This is a genomic window from Sanguibacter sp. HDW7 (assembly GCF_011300875.1).
GTDB lineage: Bacteria > Actinomycetota > Actinomycetes > Actinomycetales > Cellulomonadaceae > Flavimobilis.
In genome coordinates this window covers 1,731,476-1,748,130 of sequence record NZ_CP049862.1, presented here as the reverse complement: position 1 = coordinate 1,748,130, position 16,655 = coordinate 1,731,476, and the positions used below count along the sequence as shown (strand labels likewise).

Sequence of the window (16,655 nt, the reverse complement as noted above, 5' to 3'; positions counted from 1 at the left end):
CCATGGCACGCCCCACCCCTCTGTCCGGATTCCCCGAGTGGCGCCCCGAGGGGCGCGTCGTCGAGCAGCATGTTCTCGACGTCCTGCGCGAGACCTTCGAGCTCCATGGCTTCGCGGGCATCGAGACCCGGGCCGTCGAGCCGCTCGACCAGCTGCTCCGCAAGGGCGAGACCTCGAAGGAGGTCTACGTGCTGCGCCGCCTCCAGGAGGAGGAGGGAGCCGAGCCGGACAAGCAGCTCGGCCTGCACTTCGACCTCACGGTGCCGTTCGCGCGCTGGGTCCTCGAGAACGCCGGCCACCTCGCGTTCCCGTTCAAGCGCTACCAGATGCAGAAGGTCTGGCGCGGCGAGCGTCCCCAGGACGGCCGGTTCCGCGAGTTCGTCCAGGCGGACGTCGACGTCGTGGGCGACGGCGAGCTGCCGTACCACTATGAGGTCGAGCTGCCGCTCGTCATGGCCGACGCTCTCGGCCGTCTGCGCGACATCGGCGTGCCCGAGGTCCGCATCCTCGTCAACAACCGCAAGGTCGCCGAGGGCTTCTACCGTGGGCTCGGGCTCGACGACGTCGAGGCGGTCCTGCGTTCGATCGACAAGCTCGACAAGATCGGGCCGGACGCTGTCGCCGAGCTGCTCGCGGCCGAGGCCGGCGCGAGCGCGGCGCAGGCCGCCGCGTGCCTCGAGCTCGCCGCGACCAGCGGGTCGGACGTGACGGTCGTCGACCGTGTCCGGGAGCTCGCCGTGGCGCACGACGCTGTGACGGAGCTGCTCGAAGAAGGTCTCGCGGAGCTCGGAGCGCTCGTCGCCGCGGCTGCCGTGCGTGCCCCGGGCGTCGTCGTCGCTGACATGAAGATCGCGCGCGGCCTCGACTACTACACGGGCTCGGTCTACGAGACGGTGCTCGTCGGCCACGAGAGCCTCGGCTCCATCTGCTCGGGCGGCCGCTACGACACGCTCGCGTCCGACGGCAAGCGCACGTTCCCGGGCGTCGGTCTCTCGATCGGTGTCTCGCGACTCGTCTCGCGCCTCCTGTCCGACGGCCTCGTCGTCGCGACGCGCGGCGTGCCGAGCGCGGTGCTCGTCGCGGTGAACGACGAGGCCGAGCGGACGGTGTCCGACGACGTCGCCGCGGCACTCCGTGCCCGTGGCATCGCGTGCGAGGTCGCTCCGTCGGCCGCGAAGTTCGGCAAGCAGATCCGCTACGCCGACCGCCGCTCGATCCCGTTCGTCTGGTTCCCGCCGACGCCCGAGCACACGCGCGCCGACGGCTCCGTCGTGCCCGCGCAGGGCCACCAGGTCAAGGACATCCGCTCGGGCGAGCAGGTCGACGCGGACGCGTCGTCGTGGACGCCGCCCGCCGCGGACGCGCGCCCGACGGTCCGCGCCGTCACCGCCTGATCACCCCCGGGCCCACGGCCCGGGGAATCGGCTGGGGCGCCCGCGCGCCACGGCCTAGGATGGTACGACGTGCGCGTCGCCCTGCGGCGCGCCCACATCCGGCGCCGCCCCGTCTCGGCGGACCGCCCCCATACTTCCCGGAAGGAAGATCTCAGTGCTCCGCACACACCCCGCCGGCTCCCTCAGGGCCGAGCACGCAGGTCAGACCGTCACCCTCACGGGCTGGGTCGACCGTCGTCGCGACCACGGCGGCGTCGCCTTCATCGACCTGCGCGACGCCTCGGGCATCGCCCAGGTCGTCATCCGTGACGAGGCCGTCGCGCACCCGCTGCGCGCCGAGTTCGTGCTCCAGGTGACCGGCACCGTCGGCGCCCGCCCCGACGGCAACGAGAACACGAACCTCGCGACCGGCGCGATCGAGGTCGTCGCCGAGACGGTCGTCGTGCTCAACGAGTCGGCCCCGCTGCCGTTCCAGGTCTCGACCGCGCTCGACGGCACCGAGCAGATTGGTGAGGAGGCGCGTCTGCGTCACCGCTACCTCGACCTGCGTCGTCCCGCGCCCGCCGCCGCCCTGCGCATGCGCGCCAAGGCGAACGCCGCCGCGCGCCGCGTGCTCGACGCGCACGACTTCGTCGAGATCGAGACGCCGACGCTCACGCGCTCGACGCCCGAGGGTGCACGCGACTTCCTCGTGCCCGCGCGCCTCGCGCCCGGGTCCTGGTACGCGCTTCCGCAGTCGCCGCAGCTGTTCAAGCAGCTGCTCATGGTCTCGGGCATGGAGCGCTACTACCAGATCGCCCGCTGCTACCGCGACGAGGACTTCCGCGCCGACCGTCAGCCGGAGTTCACGCAGCTCGACGTCGAGATGAGCTTCGTCGAGCAGGACGACGTCATCGCGATCGGCGAGGAGATCATCACCGAGCTCTGGCGCCTCGGCGGCCACGAGATCTCGCTGCCCATCCCGCGCATGACGTTCAAGGACGCCATGGAGCGGTACGGCTCGGACAAGCCCGACCTGCGCTTCGGCCTCGAGCTCGTCGACCTCACGGCGTACTTCGCCGACACGACGTTCCGCGTCTTCCAGGCGCCGTACGTCGGAGCGATCCGCTTCCCGGGCGGCGCGGCCACGCCGCGTCGCGGCTTCGACGCCTGGCAGGAGTGGGCCAAGCAGCGCGGCGCCCGCGGCCTCGCGTACGTGACCTTCGGCGAGGACGGCGAGCTCGGCGGTCCCGTCGCGAAGAACCTCTCCGACGCGGAGCGCGAGGGCCTCGCGGCCGCGACCGGCGCGGAGCCTGGCGACGCGGTGTTCTTCGCCGCGGGTCGCGCGACGGACTCGCGTGCGCTCCTCGGCGCCGCGCGTCTCGAGGTCGGCCGCAAGGCCGGGCTCATCGACGAGTCGGCGTGGGCGTTCGTGTGGGTCGTCGACGCGCCGCTGTTCAAGCCCACGGGCGAGGACGACGACGTCGCGGTCGGCGAGGGTGCGTGGACGGCCGTCCACCACGCCTTCACGTCGCCGACGCCCGAGTGGATCGACACGTTCGAGGAGAACCCGGGCGAGGCGCTCGCGTACGCCTACGACATCGTCTGCAACGGCAACGAGATCGGTGGCGGCTCGATCCGTATCCACCGCCGTGACGTGCAGGAGCGGGTCTTCCGCATGATGGGCATCGGGCAGAAGGAGGCGCAGGAGAAGTTCGGCTTCCTCCTCGACGCGTTCAAGTTCGGCGCGCCGCCGCACGGCGGCATCGCGTTCGGCTGGGACCGCATCCTTATGCTGCTCACGGGCTCGGAGTCGATCCGGGACGTCATCGCGTTCCCGAAGTCTGGCGGCGGCTACGACCCGCTCACGCAGGCTCCGGCACCGATCACGGCTCAGCAGCGCAAGGAGGCCGGCGTCGACGCGAAGCCGGCCGCTCCCAAGGCCGAGACCGAGGCGCCCGCGGAGGCCTGAGCCACTGCCGGACACGGACGCCCCGGCGCGCATCCACGATGCGCGCCGGGGCGTTCCTGCGTCTTGAGGTCGGGTCGAGGCATGGTGCATCTCCTTGAAGCTCAACGTGATGCGACGACCACGAGAACCCGCCTGGTCGGAACCCGTCAATCCGTCGGGAGCGCGCGCGGCTCAGATGATGCGGCGAGGGACCTGCCCGTCCGGGTCGAACGCTCCGTGCCGTCGTCGCTCGTCGGGCGGCAGGTCGAGGGTCGGTGGGACAGGGCGTCGCCGGAGGTGGCGCCGCCACAGCACCACGAGCACGACGACCGCGACGACGGTGAACACCCAGTGCGGCCCGGCCAGGACGGTCCAGTCACGGAGCGCAGCCAGCCTCTCCTCGAAGTCCTCGAGACGCTCGGTCCGGCTACGGGCCACGAGAGCCGCGACCCACCACACGATCTCGTAGACCGCGACGACGGCGGTGACGGCGGTGAGCCGGCGGCGGCCTGTGCGATGGCGGACCAGGTCGGCCTCGTGCTCGGCGACGCGCGCCGCGTTGCGCATCTCGACGAGTGCCGCGGTCGCCGCACGTTCCGCACGGTCATGCGCTGCGGCGTCGTCCCGTCGCCCGAGGTCCGCCATGCTCAGTGCTCGAGGCCGAAGCGCTCGTGGACGCGGCGCAGCGGCGCCGGCGCCCACCAGTTGTACCTGCCGAGGAGCGTCATCGTCGCGGGGACGAGCAGCATGCGCACGAGCGTCGCGTCGAGGGCGACCGCGAACGCGAGCGCGAAGCCGACCTCCTTGATGACGAGCAGATCGCCGAAGATGAACCCGGCAAAGACGACGACGATGATCGCGGCGGCGGACGTGATGATGCGACCCGAACGCTGCAGGCCGAGGCGCACCGCCTCCTCGGAGTCGAGCCCCGAGTCGACGAGCTCCTTGATGCGTGCAAGGAGGAACACCTCGTAGTCCATCGCCAGCCCGAAGGCGAACGCGAGGACGAGCGCGAAGACGTACGTCTCGATGCCGCCCGTCGACGCGAAGCCGAGGAGCCCTTCGAGCCAGCCGTCCTGGAACGCGAGGACGAGCACGCCCATCGACGCTGCGAGCGACAGCCCGTTGGTGAGGAGCGCCTTGACCGGCACCACGATCGAGCCGGTCATGAGGAACAGCAGGACGAGCGTCGCGACGACGACGATCCCGACCGCCCACGGTGCGCGCGACGTGAGGGCGTCGAGGAAGTCGACCTGGTTGGCGGTCTGCCCGGTGACCCACGCGCGGTGCGGCGGGTCGAGCTCGCGCAGGTCGTGGACTGCCGCGACGGCGTCGGGGCCGCCCGCGTCGTCGTCGGTCGTGTCGATCGCGAGGACCGCGTACGTGCCGAGAGCGGACGGGCCGTGCACAGCGGTGACGAGGGGCAGTGCCTCGATCTCGGTGGCCCAGGCGGCGGCCTCCTCGAGCGTGCCCTCGACGATGACGACGAGGTCGGAGCCCGCTGTCGCGGGGTACTCGGAGGCGAGCTGCTCGACGAAGACGCGCTGGGGGTCGGAGGAGGGCAGCAGGTCGACGCCGGAGTTGCGCAGGTGGAGGTGCCCGAGCGGGAGCGCCATCGCGGCGAGGACAGCGACGCACCCGGCGAGCACCCACCACGGACGACGCTGGACGCGCTCGGCCCAGCGGGAGAAGACGCCCTCGTCGCTCTCGACGTCCGCGGTGCGGGCGAGCACCGCGCCGAGCTTGGGGACGCGCGTGAGGAGCCCGGGCCTCTCGAGGCGCGCGCCGGCGACGAGCAGCAGCGCAGGGACGAGCGTGAGCGCCGTCGCGACCGAGATGAGGACGATCGCGAGCCCTGCGAGGCCGATCGAGCGGAGGATCGCAGGCTCGAAGACCACGAGGCCGGCGATCGAGATCGCGACCGTGAGCGCGGAGAAGGCGACGGTACGCCCTGCCGTCGACATCGTCCGGACGAGCGCGACCTGGACGGCGCCGTCGCCACGCCGTCGGCGCATGCCGCCCTCGGACTCCTGGGCGCGCGCCCTCGCGAGCTCCTCGCGGTAGCGAGACACGATGAGCAGGCCGTAGTCGATCGAGAGGCCGATCGAGAGGAGCGAGACGACGTTGACGATGGAGGAGTCGACGTCGATGACGTGCGTGAGGCCGTAGATGACGCCGAGGCCCGCACCGATCGACGCGACCGCGCCGACCATGGGCATCGAGGCGGTGAGGAAGCCGCCGAAGACGAGCACCATGATGATGAGCGCGACGGGCAGCGCGACGACCTCGCCCGTGACGAGGTCGGACTTCACCTGGTCGGTGACCGCCTCGACGACGAGGCTCGTGCCGCCGACGAGGGTCGTCGCGCCGGGGACTGCGGCGACGATCGCGTCGTCGGCCTTCTCGAACGCCTGCACGACGGCCCGCTCGGCGCTCGCGAGCGCGTCTGCGTCGAGCGCCCGATCGAGCTCGGCGACCATGATGAAGCCCGAACCGGACACCGCGAGCAGCGGCTTGGCGGCGGGGTTCGCGATGCCGTCGGGCAGGGCGAACGGATCGACGACGGACGTGACGCCCGGCACGGCGGCGACCGCGGTGCGCGCCGTCTCGACGGCCTCGGGCAGCGCTGCGGCTGCGGGGTCGACGTCCGAGACCATCATGGTGATCATCGGTCCGGTCGTCGTGTGCTCGGCGAGGATCCTGTTGCCCTCGGCGCTCTCGGAGCCCGTGACGGAAGGCTCGCCGGTGCTCAGCCGGTCGAAGAGGTTGCCGCCGCCGGTCCCGACGAGCGCGATGAGCGCGCCGACGAGCGTGATGAGCGCCCAGGCGACGAGCGCGCGGCGAGGGTGACGGACGATCTTGCGGCCGAGTGATGCGAACACGGAGCCACTATCCCATCGAGACGTGCGCGTTCGCCACGAGCGAGGCCGGTCGGGACGACCGCGTGCAGCGCCGTAGGCTCAGGCCATGGACCTGTTCGAGACCGCGGGCACCGACGCCGCGGGCGTGCCGGAACCCTCCCGGGGCTCGCCGCTCGCGGTGCGCATGCGACCGCGGACCCTTGATGAGGTCGCGGGCCAGGCGCACCTGCTCGAGCCTGGCTCACCCCTGCGGCGGCTCGTCGAGCCGGGGGAGGGGTCGGGCCGTGCGGCGCCGTCGTCGGTCGTGCTGTGGGGTCCTCCGGGGACGGGCAAGACGACGCTCGCGTACCTCGTGGCGCGTGCTTCGGGGCGGCGTTTCGTCGAGCTGTCAGCGGTGACGGCGGGCGTCAAGGACGTGCGCACCGTCGTCGAGGACGCGCGCAGGCGGCTCGTCGCCGGCGGCGAGGAGACCGTGCTGTTCGTCGACGAGGTCCACAGGTTCTCCCGCACGCAGCAGGACGCGCTCCTGCCGAGCGTCGAGAACCGCTGGGTGACGCTCGTCGCGGCGACCACGGAGAACCCGAGCTTCTCGGTGAACTCGCCGCTGCTATCGCGCTCGCTGCTGCTCACGCTGCAGCCGCTCGGGGAGGACGACGTGCGCACGCTCGTCGAGCGTGCGGTGGCCGACGAGCGGGGTCTCGGCGGGGAGGTGACCCTCGACGACGATGCGCTCGATCATCTGCTGCGACTGTCCGGCGGTGACGCGCGCAAGGCGCTCACGGTGCTCGAGGCCGCGGCAGGCGCCGCGCTCTCGGAGGAGGGGCCGGGGGCGACTGTCGATCTGGCGACGGTCGAGAAGGCCGTCGACGTCGCCGCGGTGCGCTACGACCGGGCGGGCGACCAGCACTACGACGTGGTCTCGGCGTTCATCAAGTCGATCCGGGGCTCGGACGTCGACGCGGCGCTGCACTACCTCGCGCGGATGATCGTCGCGGGGGAGGACCCGCGGTTCATCGCGCGGCGCCTCGTCATCTCCGCGGCGGAGGACGTGGGTCTCGCGGACCCGAGCGCGCTGCAGACGGCGACCGCTGCCGCCCAGGCGGTGGCGCTCATCGGCATGCCGGAGGGGCGCATCGTCCTCGCGGAGGCCGTCGTGCACCTTGCGACGGCCCCGAAGTCGAACGCGGCGTACCTCGGGATCGACGCGGCGATCGCGGACGTGCGCGCGGGACGCGCAGGTGTCGTACCGACGCACCTGCGCGACGCGCACTACGCGGGCGCGCAGCGGATCGGGCACGGCCAGGAGTACGTGTACGCGCACGACGAGCCGCACGCGGTCGCGGCTCAGCAGTACCTGCCGGACACGCTCGTGGGCCGCCGCTACTACGACCCGAGCGACCGGGGATTCGAGCGTCAGGTGGGCCCGCGTCTCGAGGCGGTCCGGGAGATCCTCGCCCGAGCCCCGCGCCCGTCCGACCCGTAGGTGCGAGGCACCCGTGGGCGTCGGGTATGATGGACAGGTTGCCCTCGCGGGCACACCTGGGACCTCGGCCCTGACTTCGCTCCTGATCCGTCGGAGAGCGGTGCGTCGGCTGGTCCCGCACCCGGTCTCTCGGGTGTGACGTCAATATCCCACGACAGGATGGAACCACCGTGTCCTCTGTGACCCGTTCGCGCCGCCAGGTGCGCCTGAGCCGTGCCCTCGGCATCGCGCTCACCCCCAAGGCCGTCAAGCACTTCGAGAAGCGCCCGTACCCCCCGGGCGAGCACGGCCGCGCCCGCCGTCGCACCGAGTCGGACTACGCGGTCCGTCTCCGTGAGAAGCAGCGTCTGCGCGCCCAGTACGGTCTCCGCGAGAAGCAGATGGCCCGTGCGTTCGAGGTCGCCAAGAAGGACTCCGGCCTGACCGGTGAGGCGCTCGTCGAGATCCTCGAGATGCGTCTCGACGCGCTCGTCCTGCGCTCTGGTTTCGCCCGCACGATCCTCCAGGCTCGCCAGGCCGTCGTGCACCGCCACATCCTCGTCGACGGCAAGATCGTCGACCGCCCCTCGTTCCAGGTGAAGCCGGGCCAGACGGTCCAGGTCAAGCCGAAGAGCCAGGCCACGGTGCCGTTCCAGGTCGCCGCCGCCGGTGCGCACCGCGACGTCCTCCCGGCCGTCCCCGCGTACCTCGACGTCCAGCTCGAGAAGCTCTCCTTCTCCCTGGTCCGTCGCCCCAAGCGCGTCGAGGTCCCCGTGACCGCCGAGGTTCAGCTCGTCGTCGAGCACTACTCGCGCTGATCGCCCGAGAACCACGTCGGACGCCCCGCCGCTGCCTCGCAGCGTGCGGGGCGTTCGCGTACCCGGAGGGTGCGTGGCGTCCACGGTCGCGCAGGTCCCTCGGCAGGTAGAGTTGCCGGGTGCCCCGGACCGGAGGCACCCGCACCGGAAGGAAGCACGGATGTCACTCGGAGACGTGGCCGGACTCATCGCCGCGATCGCGTTCGTCCTGCTCGTCGGGCTGCTCGCGGTCCCGCTGCTCAAGCTCGGGCGTGTGCTCGACGAGGCGCGGGACGCGGTGCGTGAGCTCACCGAGCACACGGTGCCGATCCTCGACGAGGCGACGACGACCGTCGCGGAGACGAACGTCCAGCTCGCCAAGGTCGACACGGTGACGACGTCGGCCGCGCAGGTCGCGGAGAACGTCTCGGCGCTCACGGGCCTCTACGCGTCGGTGCTCGGCGGGCCGCTCATCACGGTGGCGAGCACGCTCCACGGCGTGCGCAAGGCGTCCGCCCGCGCGTTCTCGCGCGTGCGCGGGCTGGACCCGGACGACGCCGCCCCGGCGAGCCCGGCCCCTGACCTGCGTGGACGCCGCGGGAGCACCCGATGAAGCGACTCTTCTGGGTCGCGGTCGGCGTCGGACTCACCGTCGTCGTCATCCGCAAGGCGACCGAGCTGCGCGAGCGCTACAGCCCGCCGGCGGTCGTCGACCGCGCGGTCAAGGGCGCGACCGCTCAGGCGACGACGGTGCTGGGCCGCGTCCGCGAGGCCGCCGGTGCGTTCGGCGACGACCTCGTCGAGGCACGGGACCGTCGTGAGGCTGAGCTCCATGAGGCGCTCGCCGCCGAGGGCCGGGCGCCCGCCGACCGCACGGACGCCCGGGGCCAGGCCCGCCACCTGCGTGAGCAGGCGCGCACCGCGGCACGCTGGGGAGCCGAGCCGGTCGACCCGGCGTCGTCGGGAGGGGACTACCCCGGCCGCACGACGCGGATCGACGACGAGGACGACCTGCCGTACTCCTTCTAGGACCTCCCGGGGCCCTACCCTGACCTTCGGCGCCACGGCGCCGGCCCATGCACGACCACCAGACACACGAGGACACCATGCGTACCGCCGACATCCGCCAGCGTTGGCTCGACCACTTCGAGGCCCGGGGCCACCACATCGCACCGAGCGCCTCGCTCATCTCGCCGGACCCGTCGCTGCTGTTCACCGTCGCCGGCATGGTGCCGTTCATCCCCTACATCATCGGGACCGAGCCCGCACCGTACCCGCGCATCGCCTCCGTGCAGAAGTGCATCCGTACGAACGACATCGAGAACGTCGGCCGCACGACGCGCCACGGCACCTTCTTCCAGATGAACGGCAACTTCTCGTTCGGCGACTACTTCAAGGAAGGCGCGATCGACCTCGCCTGGGAGCTCCTCACGGGCTCGCAGGACGCGGGCGGCTACGGCTTCGACGGCGACCGCATGTGGGTGACGCTGTGGGACCAGGACACGGAGTCCTTCGACGTCCTCACGCGCAAGATCGGCATCGACCCGAAGCACATCGTGCGGCTCCCTCGCGAGGAGAACTTCTGGGACACGGGCCAGCCCGGCCCGGCCGGCCCCTGCGCGGAGTTCCACTACGACCGCGGACCTGAGTACGGACCTGAGGCCGTGGGCGGTGACGTCGACCCCGGCGGCGACCGCTACCTCGAGATCTGGAACCTCGTCTTCGACCAGTTCCTGCGCGGCGAGGGCACGGGCAAGGACTACCCGCTCGTGCGCGAGCTCGACCAGAAGGCCATCGACACGGGCGCGGGCCTCGAGCGCATGGCGTTCCTGCTGCAGGACAAGCAGAACCTGTACGAGATCGACGAGGTCTTCCCCGTCATCGCGGCGACGCAGGAGCTCACGGGTTCGACGTACGGCCAGGGCGGCGAGAACGACGTGCGTATGCGCGTCATCGCGGACCACGTGCGGTCCTCGCTCATGCTCGTGGCCGACGGCGTGCGCCCGTCGAACGAGGGCCGTGGCTACGTGCTGCGCCGCCTGCTGCGCCGTGCGGTGCGCTCGCTGCGCCTGCTCGGCGTGCAGGAGGCCGTGCTGCCGCAGCTGCTCCCGGTGTCGCGCGACCAGATGGTGAACTCGTACCCGGAGATCGGTGCGGACTTCGACCGCATCGCCGACGTCGTCTACGGCGAGGAGGACGCGTTCCTGCGGACGCTCGCCTCGGGCACGACGATCCTCGACACCGCGGTGTCGAAGGCGGTCAAGGCTGCGGGGGAGGGCACGCCCGTCCTCGGCGGCGACGCGGCCTTCGCGCTGCACGACACGTACGGCTTCCCGATCGACCTCACGCTCGAGATGGCGGCGGAGCACGGCGTCCAGGTGGACGAGCCTGCGTTCCGCTCGCTCATGGCCGAGCAGAAGGCGCGTGCGCGTGCCGACGCGGTCGCGAAGAAGGCCGGCCACACGGACGTCGCGGTGTGGGAGTCCATCAAGTCGGACATGTCCGCGCCCGTCGCGTTCCTCGGCTACACCGAGTCCTCGGTGCGCGCCGCGGTCGTCGGGCTGCTCGTCGACGGCGTCCCCGCGCCCGCGGCGACCGCCCCGGCGAACGTCGAGATCGTCCTTGACCGCACGCCGTTCTACGCGGAAGCCGGCGGCCAGCTCGCGGACGAGGGCGTCATCCGTCTCGACGGCGGCGCCGTCGTCGAGGTCGACGACGTGCAGGCACCCATCAAGGGTCTCAACGTCCACCGCGGCCGTCTGGTCGACGGCACGCTCACGGTCGGTGAGTCGGGCGAGGCGACGATCGACACCGGGCGCCGCGGCGCGATCGCGCGCGCGCACTCGGCGACGCACCTCATCCACAAGGCGCTGCAGGAGTCGCTCGGCAAGGACGCGACGCAGGCCGGCTCGGAGAACGCGCCCAGCCGCATCCGCTTCGACTTCCGTCGTGGCTCGGCCGTGCCGGCCTCGGCGCTCGCCGAGATCGAGGAGCGCGTCAACTCGCGCCTCCAGGAGGACCTCGAGGTCACCGAGGCGATCATGACGCTCGACGAGGCACGGGCCTCGGGCGCGATGGCGCTGTTCGGCGAGAAGTACGGCGAGCGCGTGCGTGTCGTCTCGATCGGCGGCGACTGGTCGCGCGAGCTCTGCGCGGGCACGCACGTGCGTCGTTCGGGCGAGCTCGGTCTCGTGACGCTCCTCGGCGAGGCGTCGATCGGCTCGGGCGTGCGGCGCGTCGACGCGCTCGTCGGAGCGGGCGCGTACGCGTCCCACGCGAAGGAGCGCGCGATCGTCGGCCAGGTCTCCGGCATGCTCGGGGCGCGTGGCGAGGAGGTCGCGGACCGCGTGGCGAGCCTCATGACGCGCCTCAAGGACGCTGAGAAGGAGCTGGCGTCGCTGCGCCAGGCTCAGCTGCTCGCCGTCGCGGGCACCCTCGCGTCGTCCGCGGTCGACGCGGCCGGAGTGCGGGTCGTGGCTCACGACGCGGGCGAGGTCGCAGGTGCGGACGACCTGCGGGCGCTCGCGCTCGACGTGCGCGGTCGCCTCGGCGACGCGTCCGGCGCCGTGGTCGCCGTCGCGGGCGTGACGGGCGGTCGTCCGCTCGTCGTCGTCGCGACGAACGCGGCGGCCCGCGAGGCCGGCGTGCGCGCCGGTGCGCTCGTCAAGGCCGCGACCGCGGTCCTCGGCGGCGGTGGCGGCGGCAAGGACGACCTCGCGCAGGGCGGTGGCTCGGACGCCACGGCGGTCGCGGCGTCGCTCGAGGCCGTGACGGCGGCGGTCGCCGCCCGATGACGGGACTTCCGCGGGGCGCTCGCCTCGGGGTCGACGTGGGCTCGGTCCGCGTCGGCCTCGCGGCGAGCGACCCCGACGGGCTCGTCGCGACGCCTGTCGAGACGCTCGCCCGGGACGGCGAGCACGCCGACGGTACGGTCCCGGCGGATCTTGTGAGGATCGCCTCCGAGGTCGGTGAACGCGGTGCACCCGTGGTGTACGTTGGCTTGCCGAGGCACCTCAAGGGCACCGAGGGCGTCGCCGCCGAGGCCGCACGTGCATATGCGGAACGGCTCGCGGCGCTCGTGGCACCCACCGAGGTCCGTCTCGTCGACGAGCGCATGACCTCGGTCTCCGCGCACCAGGCGCTCCACGCGTCCGGACGTGCGGGGCGCAAGCACCGTGCGGTCGTCGACCAGGTGGCTGCCGTCATCATCCTGCAGACCGCCCTTGACGGTGAGCGCGCGAGCGCCCGCCGTTCCGGAACCGTCGTCGACATCCCTGCCCCGACCGACGACTGATTGTGAAGGACCGAGCGTGACCGACCTGTTCTCCCAGCCACAGCCCCGCGCGCCCCAGGCACCGCAGCCTGAGCGTTCCCGTGCTGCGAGCCGGAACAACCCCGCTGCGCGCCGTCGGCGCAAGCAGCGTCGCACACGCCTGGCGATCGTGCTCGTCGCTTCGCTCGCCGTGGTCGGCGGTGCCGGGTACTTCCTCGCGGGCAGGCTCCCGGACATGTTCACGACGGAGAAGGCCCCCGTCGACTTCGCCGGCCCCGGCACCGGCGAGGTGCTCGTCAAGGTGCCACGCGGCGCGTCAAGCTCGGCGATCGGCTCCGCGCTCGTCGAGGCCGGCGTCGTGAAGTCGCAGGACGCGTTCGCTGATGCGCTCAGCGCGCACGCGAACGCCCAGGGCAAGGCGGCGGTGCTCAACTACGGCACGTACTCGCTCAAGGAGGGCATGACGGCGAAGGACGCTCTCGCCGCGATGCTCGACCGGAAGAACCTCAAGCAGGACGGCGTCACCGTCATCGAGGGCCGCTGGGTCTCCGAGACGTTCGAGCGGCTCTCCTCGGTGACGGGCATCCCGGTCGCGGACTTCGAGAAGGCGGCGAAGAAGCCTGAGGACCTCGGACTGCCCGAGGTTGCCAAGGGCGAAATCGAGGGGTGGCTCGCTCCGGCGACGTACCCGTTCGAGTCGGACACGACAGCGGTGGACCTGCTGTCGACGATGATCGCGAAGCAGAAGACCGTGCTCGACGACCTGGGTATCGGAATGGCCGACGCGCAGAAGGTGCTGACGATCGCGTCGATCGTCGAGGCCGAGGCCCCGGCGAAGGAGCGGGGCAAGATCGCGCGGGTCATCGAGAACCGGCTCGACCAGGGGTGGAAGCTCGACATGGACTCGACCGTGAACTTCCTCGTCGGCAAGCGCCCGAGCGACATGGGGCTCACCAAGGCGGAGCTCGCCACGGACAGCCCCTACAACACGCGGCGGTTCGCGGGTCTGCCTCCCGGCCCGATCGGCTCGCCGGGCAAGGCCGCGATCGAGGCGGCGCTCGACCCGACGCCCGGCGACTGGATGTTCTTCGTCACGGTCAACGGTGAGACGGGCGAGACGAAGTACTCGACGACCAACACTCAGCACAACCTGTACAAGGCCGAGTTCCAGGCCTGGCAGAAGGACTACAACGAGCGCATGGCGAAGAAGGACCAGGAGAAGGAGGGCTCCGAGTGAGGCGTGCGGGCGTCCTCGGGCACCCGATCGAGCACTCACTGTCCCCGGTCCTCCACCGTGCCGCGTACGCGGCTCTCGGTCTCGACTGGGAGTACGACCGTCACGACGTCGAGGAGGACGGCCTCGGTGCGTTCCTCGCGGGCTGCGGCCCTGAGTGGGCGGGCCTGAGCCTCACGATGCCGCTCAAGCAGACAGTTCTTGGGCTGTGCGACCACGTGGAGCCGCTCGCCGAGGTCGTCGGCGCGGTCAATACCGTGCTGCTGCAGCCGTCTGGCCGCGTGCGGACGGTCGTGGGCGCGAACACGGACGTCCACGGGATCGTCGCGGCGTTGCGCGAGGCAGGCTACGACGCTCCTGCGGGACGTCCTGCGCGGGCGGTCGTGCTCGGCGCGGGGGCGACCGCGGCGTCGACGCTCGCGGCGCTCGGGGAGCTCGGAGTCACGGACGCGGTCGTGCTCGTGAGGTCGCTCGCACGTACGGGTTCCCTGCGCCGCGCCGCGCACCGCATGGGCGTCGAGCCGACGTTCGGCAGGCTCGAGGACGCGCCGCGCGCACTCGTCGGCGCGGACGTCGTCGTGTCGACGGTGCCCGGGGCGGGCGCCGATGCCATCGCCGAGTCGCTCGTCGCGGCGGCCGACGAGGTCGGGGGAGTGCTGCTCGACGTCGTCTACGACCCGCGTCCGACGGCGCTCCAGGCGGCGTGGCGCGGCCTCGGCGGCGTCGACGCGCCGGGGGAGCGGATGCTGCTGCACCAGGCGGCCGAGCAGGTGCGACTCATGACGGGTCATGCGCCGCCGGTCGCCGAGATGAGCGACGCGCTCGAGGCCGAGCTCGCGCGACGCGCCTGACCCCGACACCGGGTGATGATCCTGTGAAGGGGCGCCGCGCGCTTCAGTAGCGTCGTCGGACTGCCGATAACGAGTGGTGCACCGACCCTGGTGCCACCGGAGGGACGGCAGACATGAAGCAGCTCGGAGAGATCCTGCTCGAGGAGGGGCTCGTCGACGAGTCCCAGCTCATGCACGCGCTGGACGTGCAGGTCGAGCGCGGTTCGTCGCTCGGGCGTGTGCTCGTCGAGCTGGGGATCCTCTCGGAGGACGATCTTGTCCGCGCGCTCGCTCAGCAGGTGGGGCTCGAGTACGTGGACCTCGACGAGTTCGCCGTCGACCGCGCAGCGGTCGCGCTGGTCTCGGCCGCGGTCGCCCGCAAGTACACGGTTCTGCCCATCCAGTTCCGGGACGACCTGCTCGTCGTCGCGATGTCGGACCCGGGCAACGTCATGGCGCTCGACGACATCCGCCAGACAGCTCGCATGCAGGTCATGCCGGTCGTCGCCTCGCACGACAACCTCGTGCGCGCGATCGACCGCTACGTGCGTGCCGACCACGAGATCGACGAGCTCGCCGGCGCGCTCGAGGAGCAGCAGGACGAGGTCGAGATCGACCTCGCGAACCTCGGCGGCTCGGTCGACGACGACGCGCCCATCGTCCGGTACGTCAACCTGCTTGTCACGCAGGCGATCACCGACCGCGCCTCGGACATCCACATCGAGCCGACGGAGAAGGACCTGCGGGTCCGCTACCGCATCGACGGCGTTCTCCACGAGATGCAGCGCTCGCCCAAGCAGATCGCTGGCGGTGTCATCTCGCGCGTGAAGATCCTCTCGGACATCGACATCGCGGAGCGACGCAAGCCGCAGGACGGGCGCATGTCGGTGACGCACAACGGCAAGAAGATCGACCTCCGTGTCGCGACGCTGCCGACGGTGTGGGGCGAGAAGATCGTCATGCGAATCCTCGACAACTCGACCGCGAGGCTCGACCTGCGTGACCTGTCGTTCAGCGACTCGAACTTCGAGATCTACCAGGAGTCGTACAAGAAGCCGTACGGGATGATCCTCGTCACGGGCCCGACTGGTTCGGGCAAGTCGACGACGCTGTACGCGACGCTCAACGCGGTGTCGAAGCCGGAGATCAACGTCATCACGGTCGAGGACCCGGTCGAGTACCGGCTCGAAGGCATCAACCAGGTGCAGGTCAACCCGAAGGCCGGCCTGACGTTCGCGAGCGCGCTGCGCTCGATCCTGCGTTCGGACCCCGACGTCGTGCTCCTCGGTGAGATCCGCGACCACGAGACGGCGCAGATCGCGATCGAGGCGGCGCTCACGGGTCACCTCGTGCTCTCGACCCTCCACACGAACGACGCTCCGTCGGCCGTGACGCGTCTCGTCGAGATGGGCATCGAGCCCTTCCTCGTGGGATCAGCGCTCGACTGCGTCGTCGCCCAGCGTCTTGCGCGCAAGCTGTGCGACAAGTGCAAGGAGCAGTATGTGCCTGAGGACGAGGAGCTCACGGGGGCGAGGTTCCCGTGGCTGCCGGGGGAGCAGAAGCCGGTGCTCATGCGCCCGGTGGGCTGCACCACGTGCTCGGGCACGGGCTACCGCGGGCGTCTGGCGCTGCACGAGGTCATGCAGGTGACCGAGGCGATCGAGCGGCATGCCGTCGCCGGGTCGTCGTCTGCCGACATCGCGCGCGAGGCGCAGGCCTCGGGCATGCAGACGCTGCGGCACGACGGGTGGGGCAAGGTCCTCGAGGGCCGGACGACGATCGAGGAGATCCTTCGCGTCGTCGCGTGACCTGGGCCCGAGCCTCAAGTCGGAGCGCGGGTGCGCCGATAACGACGTCGGGCGCGCTGTGCGCCG

General features: G+C 71.6%; 13 protein-coding genes. 11 read left to right on the top strand and 2 right to left on the bottom strand.

Annotated elements, in window-relative coordinates; translation table 11 throughout:
• Positions 1-2: 2 nt before the first annotated feature.
• Complete coding sequence (gene hisS, locus G7063_RS08115; protein ID WP_166413951.1) at positions 3-1,394, top strand: histidine--tRNA ligase; 1,392 nt, start codon at positions 3-5, stop codon at positions 1,392-1,394.
• A 154-nt stretch (positions 1,395-1,548) separates the two neighbouring features.
• On the top strand, positions 1,549-3,345 hold the full coding sequence (aspS, locus tag G7063_RS08110; protein WP_166413950.1) for an aspartate--tRNA ligase: 1,797 nt from the start codon (positions 1,549-1,551) through the stop codon (positions 3,343-3,345).
• Between the two features lie 171 nt (positions 3,346-3,516).
• Here the strand turns inward: aspS and G7063_RS08105 are convergent, their stop codons facing one another.
• On the bottom strand, positions 3,517-3,969 hold the full coding sequence (locus G7063_RS08105) for a hypothetical protein (RefSeq protein ID WP_166413949.1): 453 nt from the start codon (positions 3,967-3,969) through the stop codon (positions 3,517-3,519).
• Positions 3,970-3,971: 2 nt separating this feature from the next.
• Positions 3,972-6,206 (bottom strand): MMPL family transporter, encoded by a 2,235-nt coding sequence (locus tag G7063_RS08100; RefSeq protein WP_166413948.1) that lies wholly within the window; start codon positions 6,204-6,206, stop codon positions 3,972-3,974.
• 85 nt (positions 6,207-6,291) lie between these two features.
• Here G7063_RS08100 and G7063_RS08095 point away from each other — a divergent pair, with 85 nt between their 5' ends.
• The 9 genes from G7063_RS08095 to G7063_RS08055 all read left to right on the top strand — a co-directional run bounded on the left by G7063_RS08095 (position 6,292) and on the right by G7063_RS08055 (position 16,589).
• Positions 6,292-7,668 (top strand): replication-associated recombination protein A, encoded by a 1,377-nt coding sequence (locus tag G7063_RS08095; protein WP_166413947.1) that lies wholly within the window; start codon positions 6,292-6,294, stop codon positions 7,666-7,668.
• A 170-nt stretch (positions 7,669-7,838) separates the two neighbouring features.
• Positions 7,839-8,465, top strand: a complete 627-nt coding sequence (gene rpsD, locus G7063_RS08090) for a 30S ribosomal protein S4 (RefSeq protein ID WP_166413946.1) — start codon at positions 7,839-7,841, stop codon at positions 8,463-8,465.
• A gap of 160 nt (positions 8,466-8,625) precedes the next feature.
• Positions 8,626-9,057, top strand: coding sequence for a DUF948 domain-containing protein (locus G7063_RS08085; RefSeq protein ID WP_166413945.1), 432 nt, complete (start codon positions 8,626-8,628; stop codon positions 9,055-9,057).
• Positions 9,054-9,473 (top strand): hypothetical protein, encoded by a 420-nt coding sequence (locus G7063_RS08080; RefSeq protein ID WP_166413944.1) that lies wholly within the window; start codon positions 9,054-9,056, stop codon positions 9,471-9,473. Before G7063_RS08085 ends, G7063_RS08080 begins: the two co-directional genes overlap by 4 nt.
• Before the next feature lie 77 nt (positions 9,474-9,550).
• Positions 9,551-12,238: an alanine--tRNA ligase gene (gene alaS, locus G7063_RS08075; RefSeq protein WP_166413943.1), complete on the top strand. Its 2,688-nt coding sequence runs from the start codon at positions 9,551-9,553 to the stop codon at positions 12,236-12,238.
• Positions 12,235-12,738 carry a Holliday junction resolvase RuvX gene (gene ruvX, locus G7063_RS08070; RefSeq protein WP_166413942.1) on the top strand — a complete coding sequence of 168 codons (504 nt, stop codon included), beginning with the start codon at positions 12,235-12,237 and terminating at the stop codon, positions 12,736-12,738. Before alaS ends, ruvX begins: the two co-directional genes overlap by 4 nt.
• Positions 12,739-12,754: 16 nt before the next feature.
• Positions 12,755-13,954, top strand: coding sequence for an endolytic transglycosylase MltG (gene mltG / locus G7063_RS08065; RefSeq protein ID WP_166413941.1), 1,200 nt, complete (start codon positions 12,755-12,757; stop codon positions 13,952-13,954).
• Positions 13,951-14,802 carry a shikimate dehydrogenase gene (locus G7063_RS08060; protein ID WP_166413940.1) on the top strand — a complete coding sequence of 284 codons (852 nt, stop codon included), beginning with the start codon at positions 13,951-13,953 and terminating at the stop codon, positions 14,800-14,802. Before mltG ends, G7063_RS08060 begins: the two co-directional genes overlap by 4 nt.
• Before the next feature lie 113 nt (positions 14,803-14,915).
• A complete protein-coding gene (locus G7063_RS08055) occupies positions 14,916-16,589 on the top strand; it encodes a GspE/PulE family protein (RefSeq protein WP_166413939.1) in 1,674 nt (557 codons plus the stop codon).
• Positions 16,590-16,655: the final 66 nt, after the last annotated feature.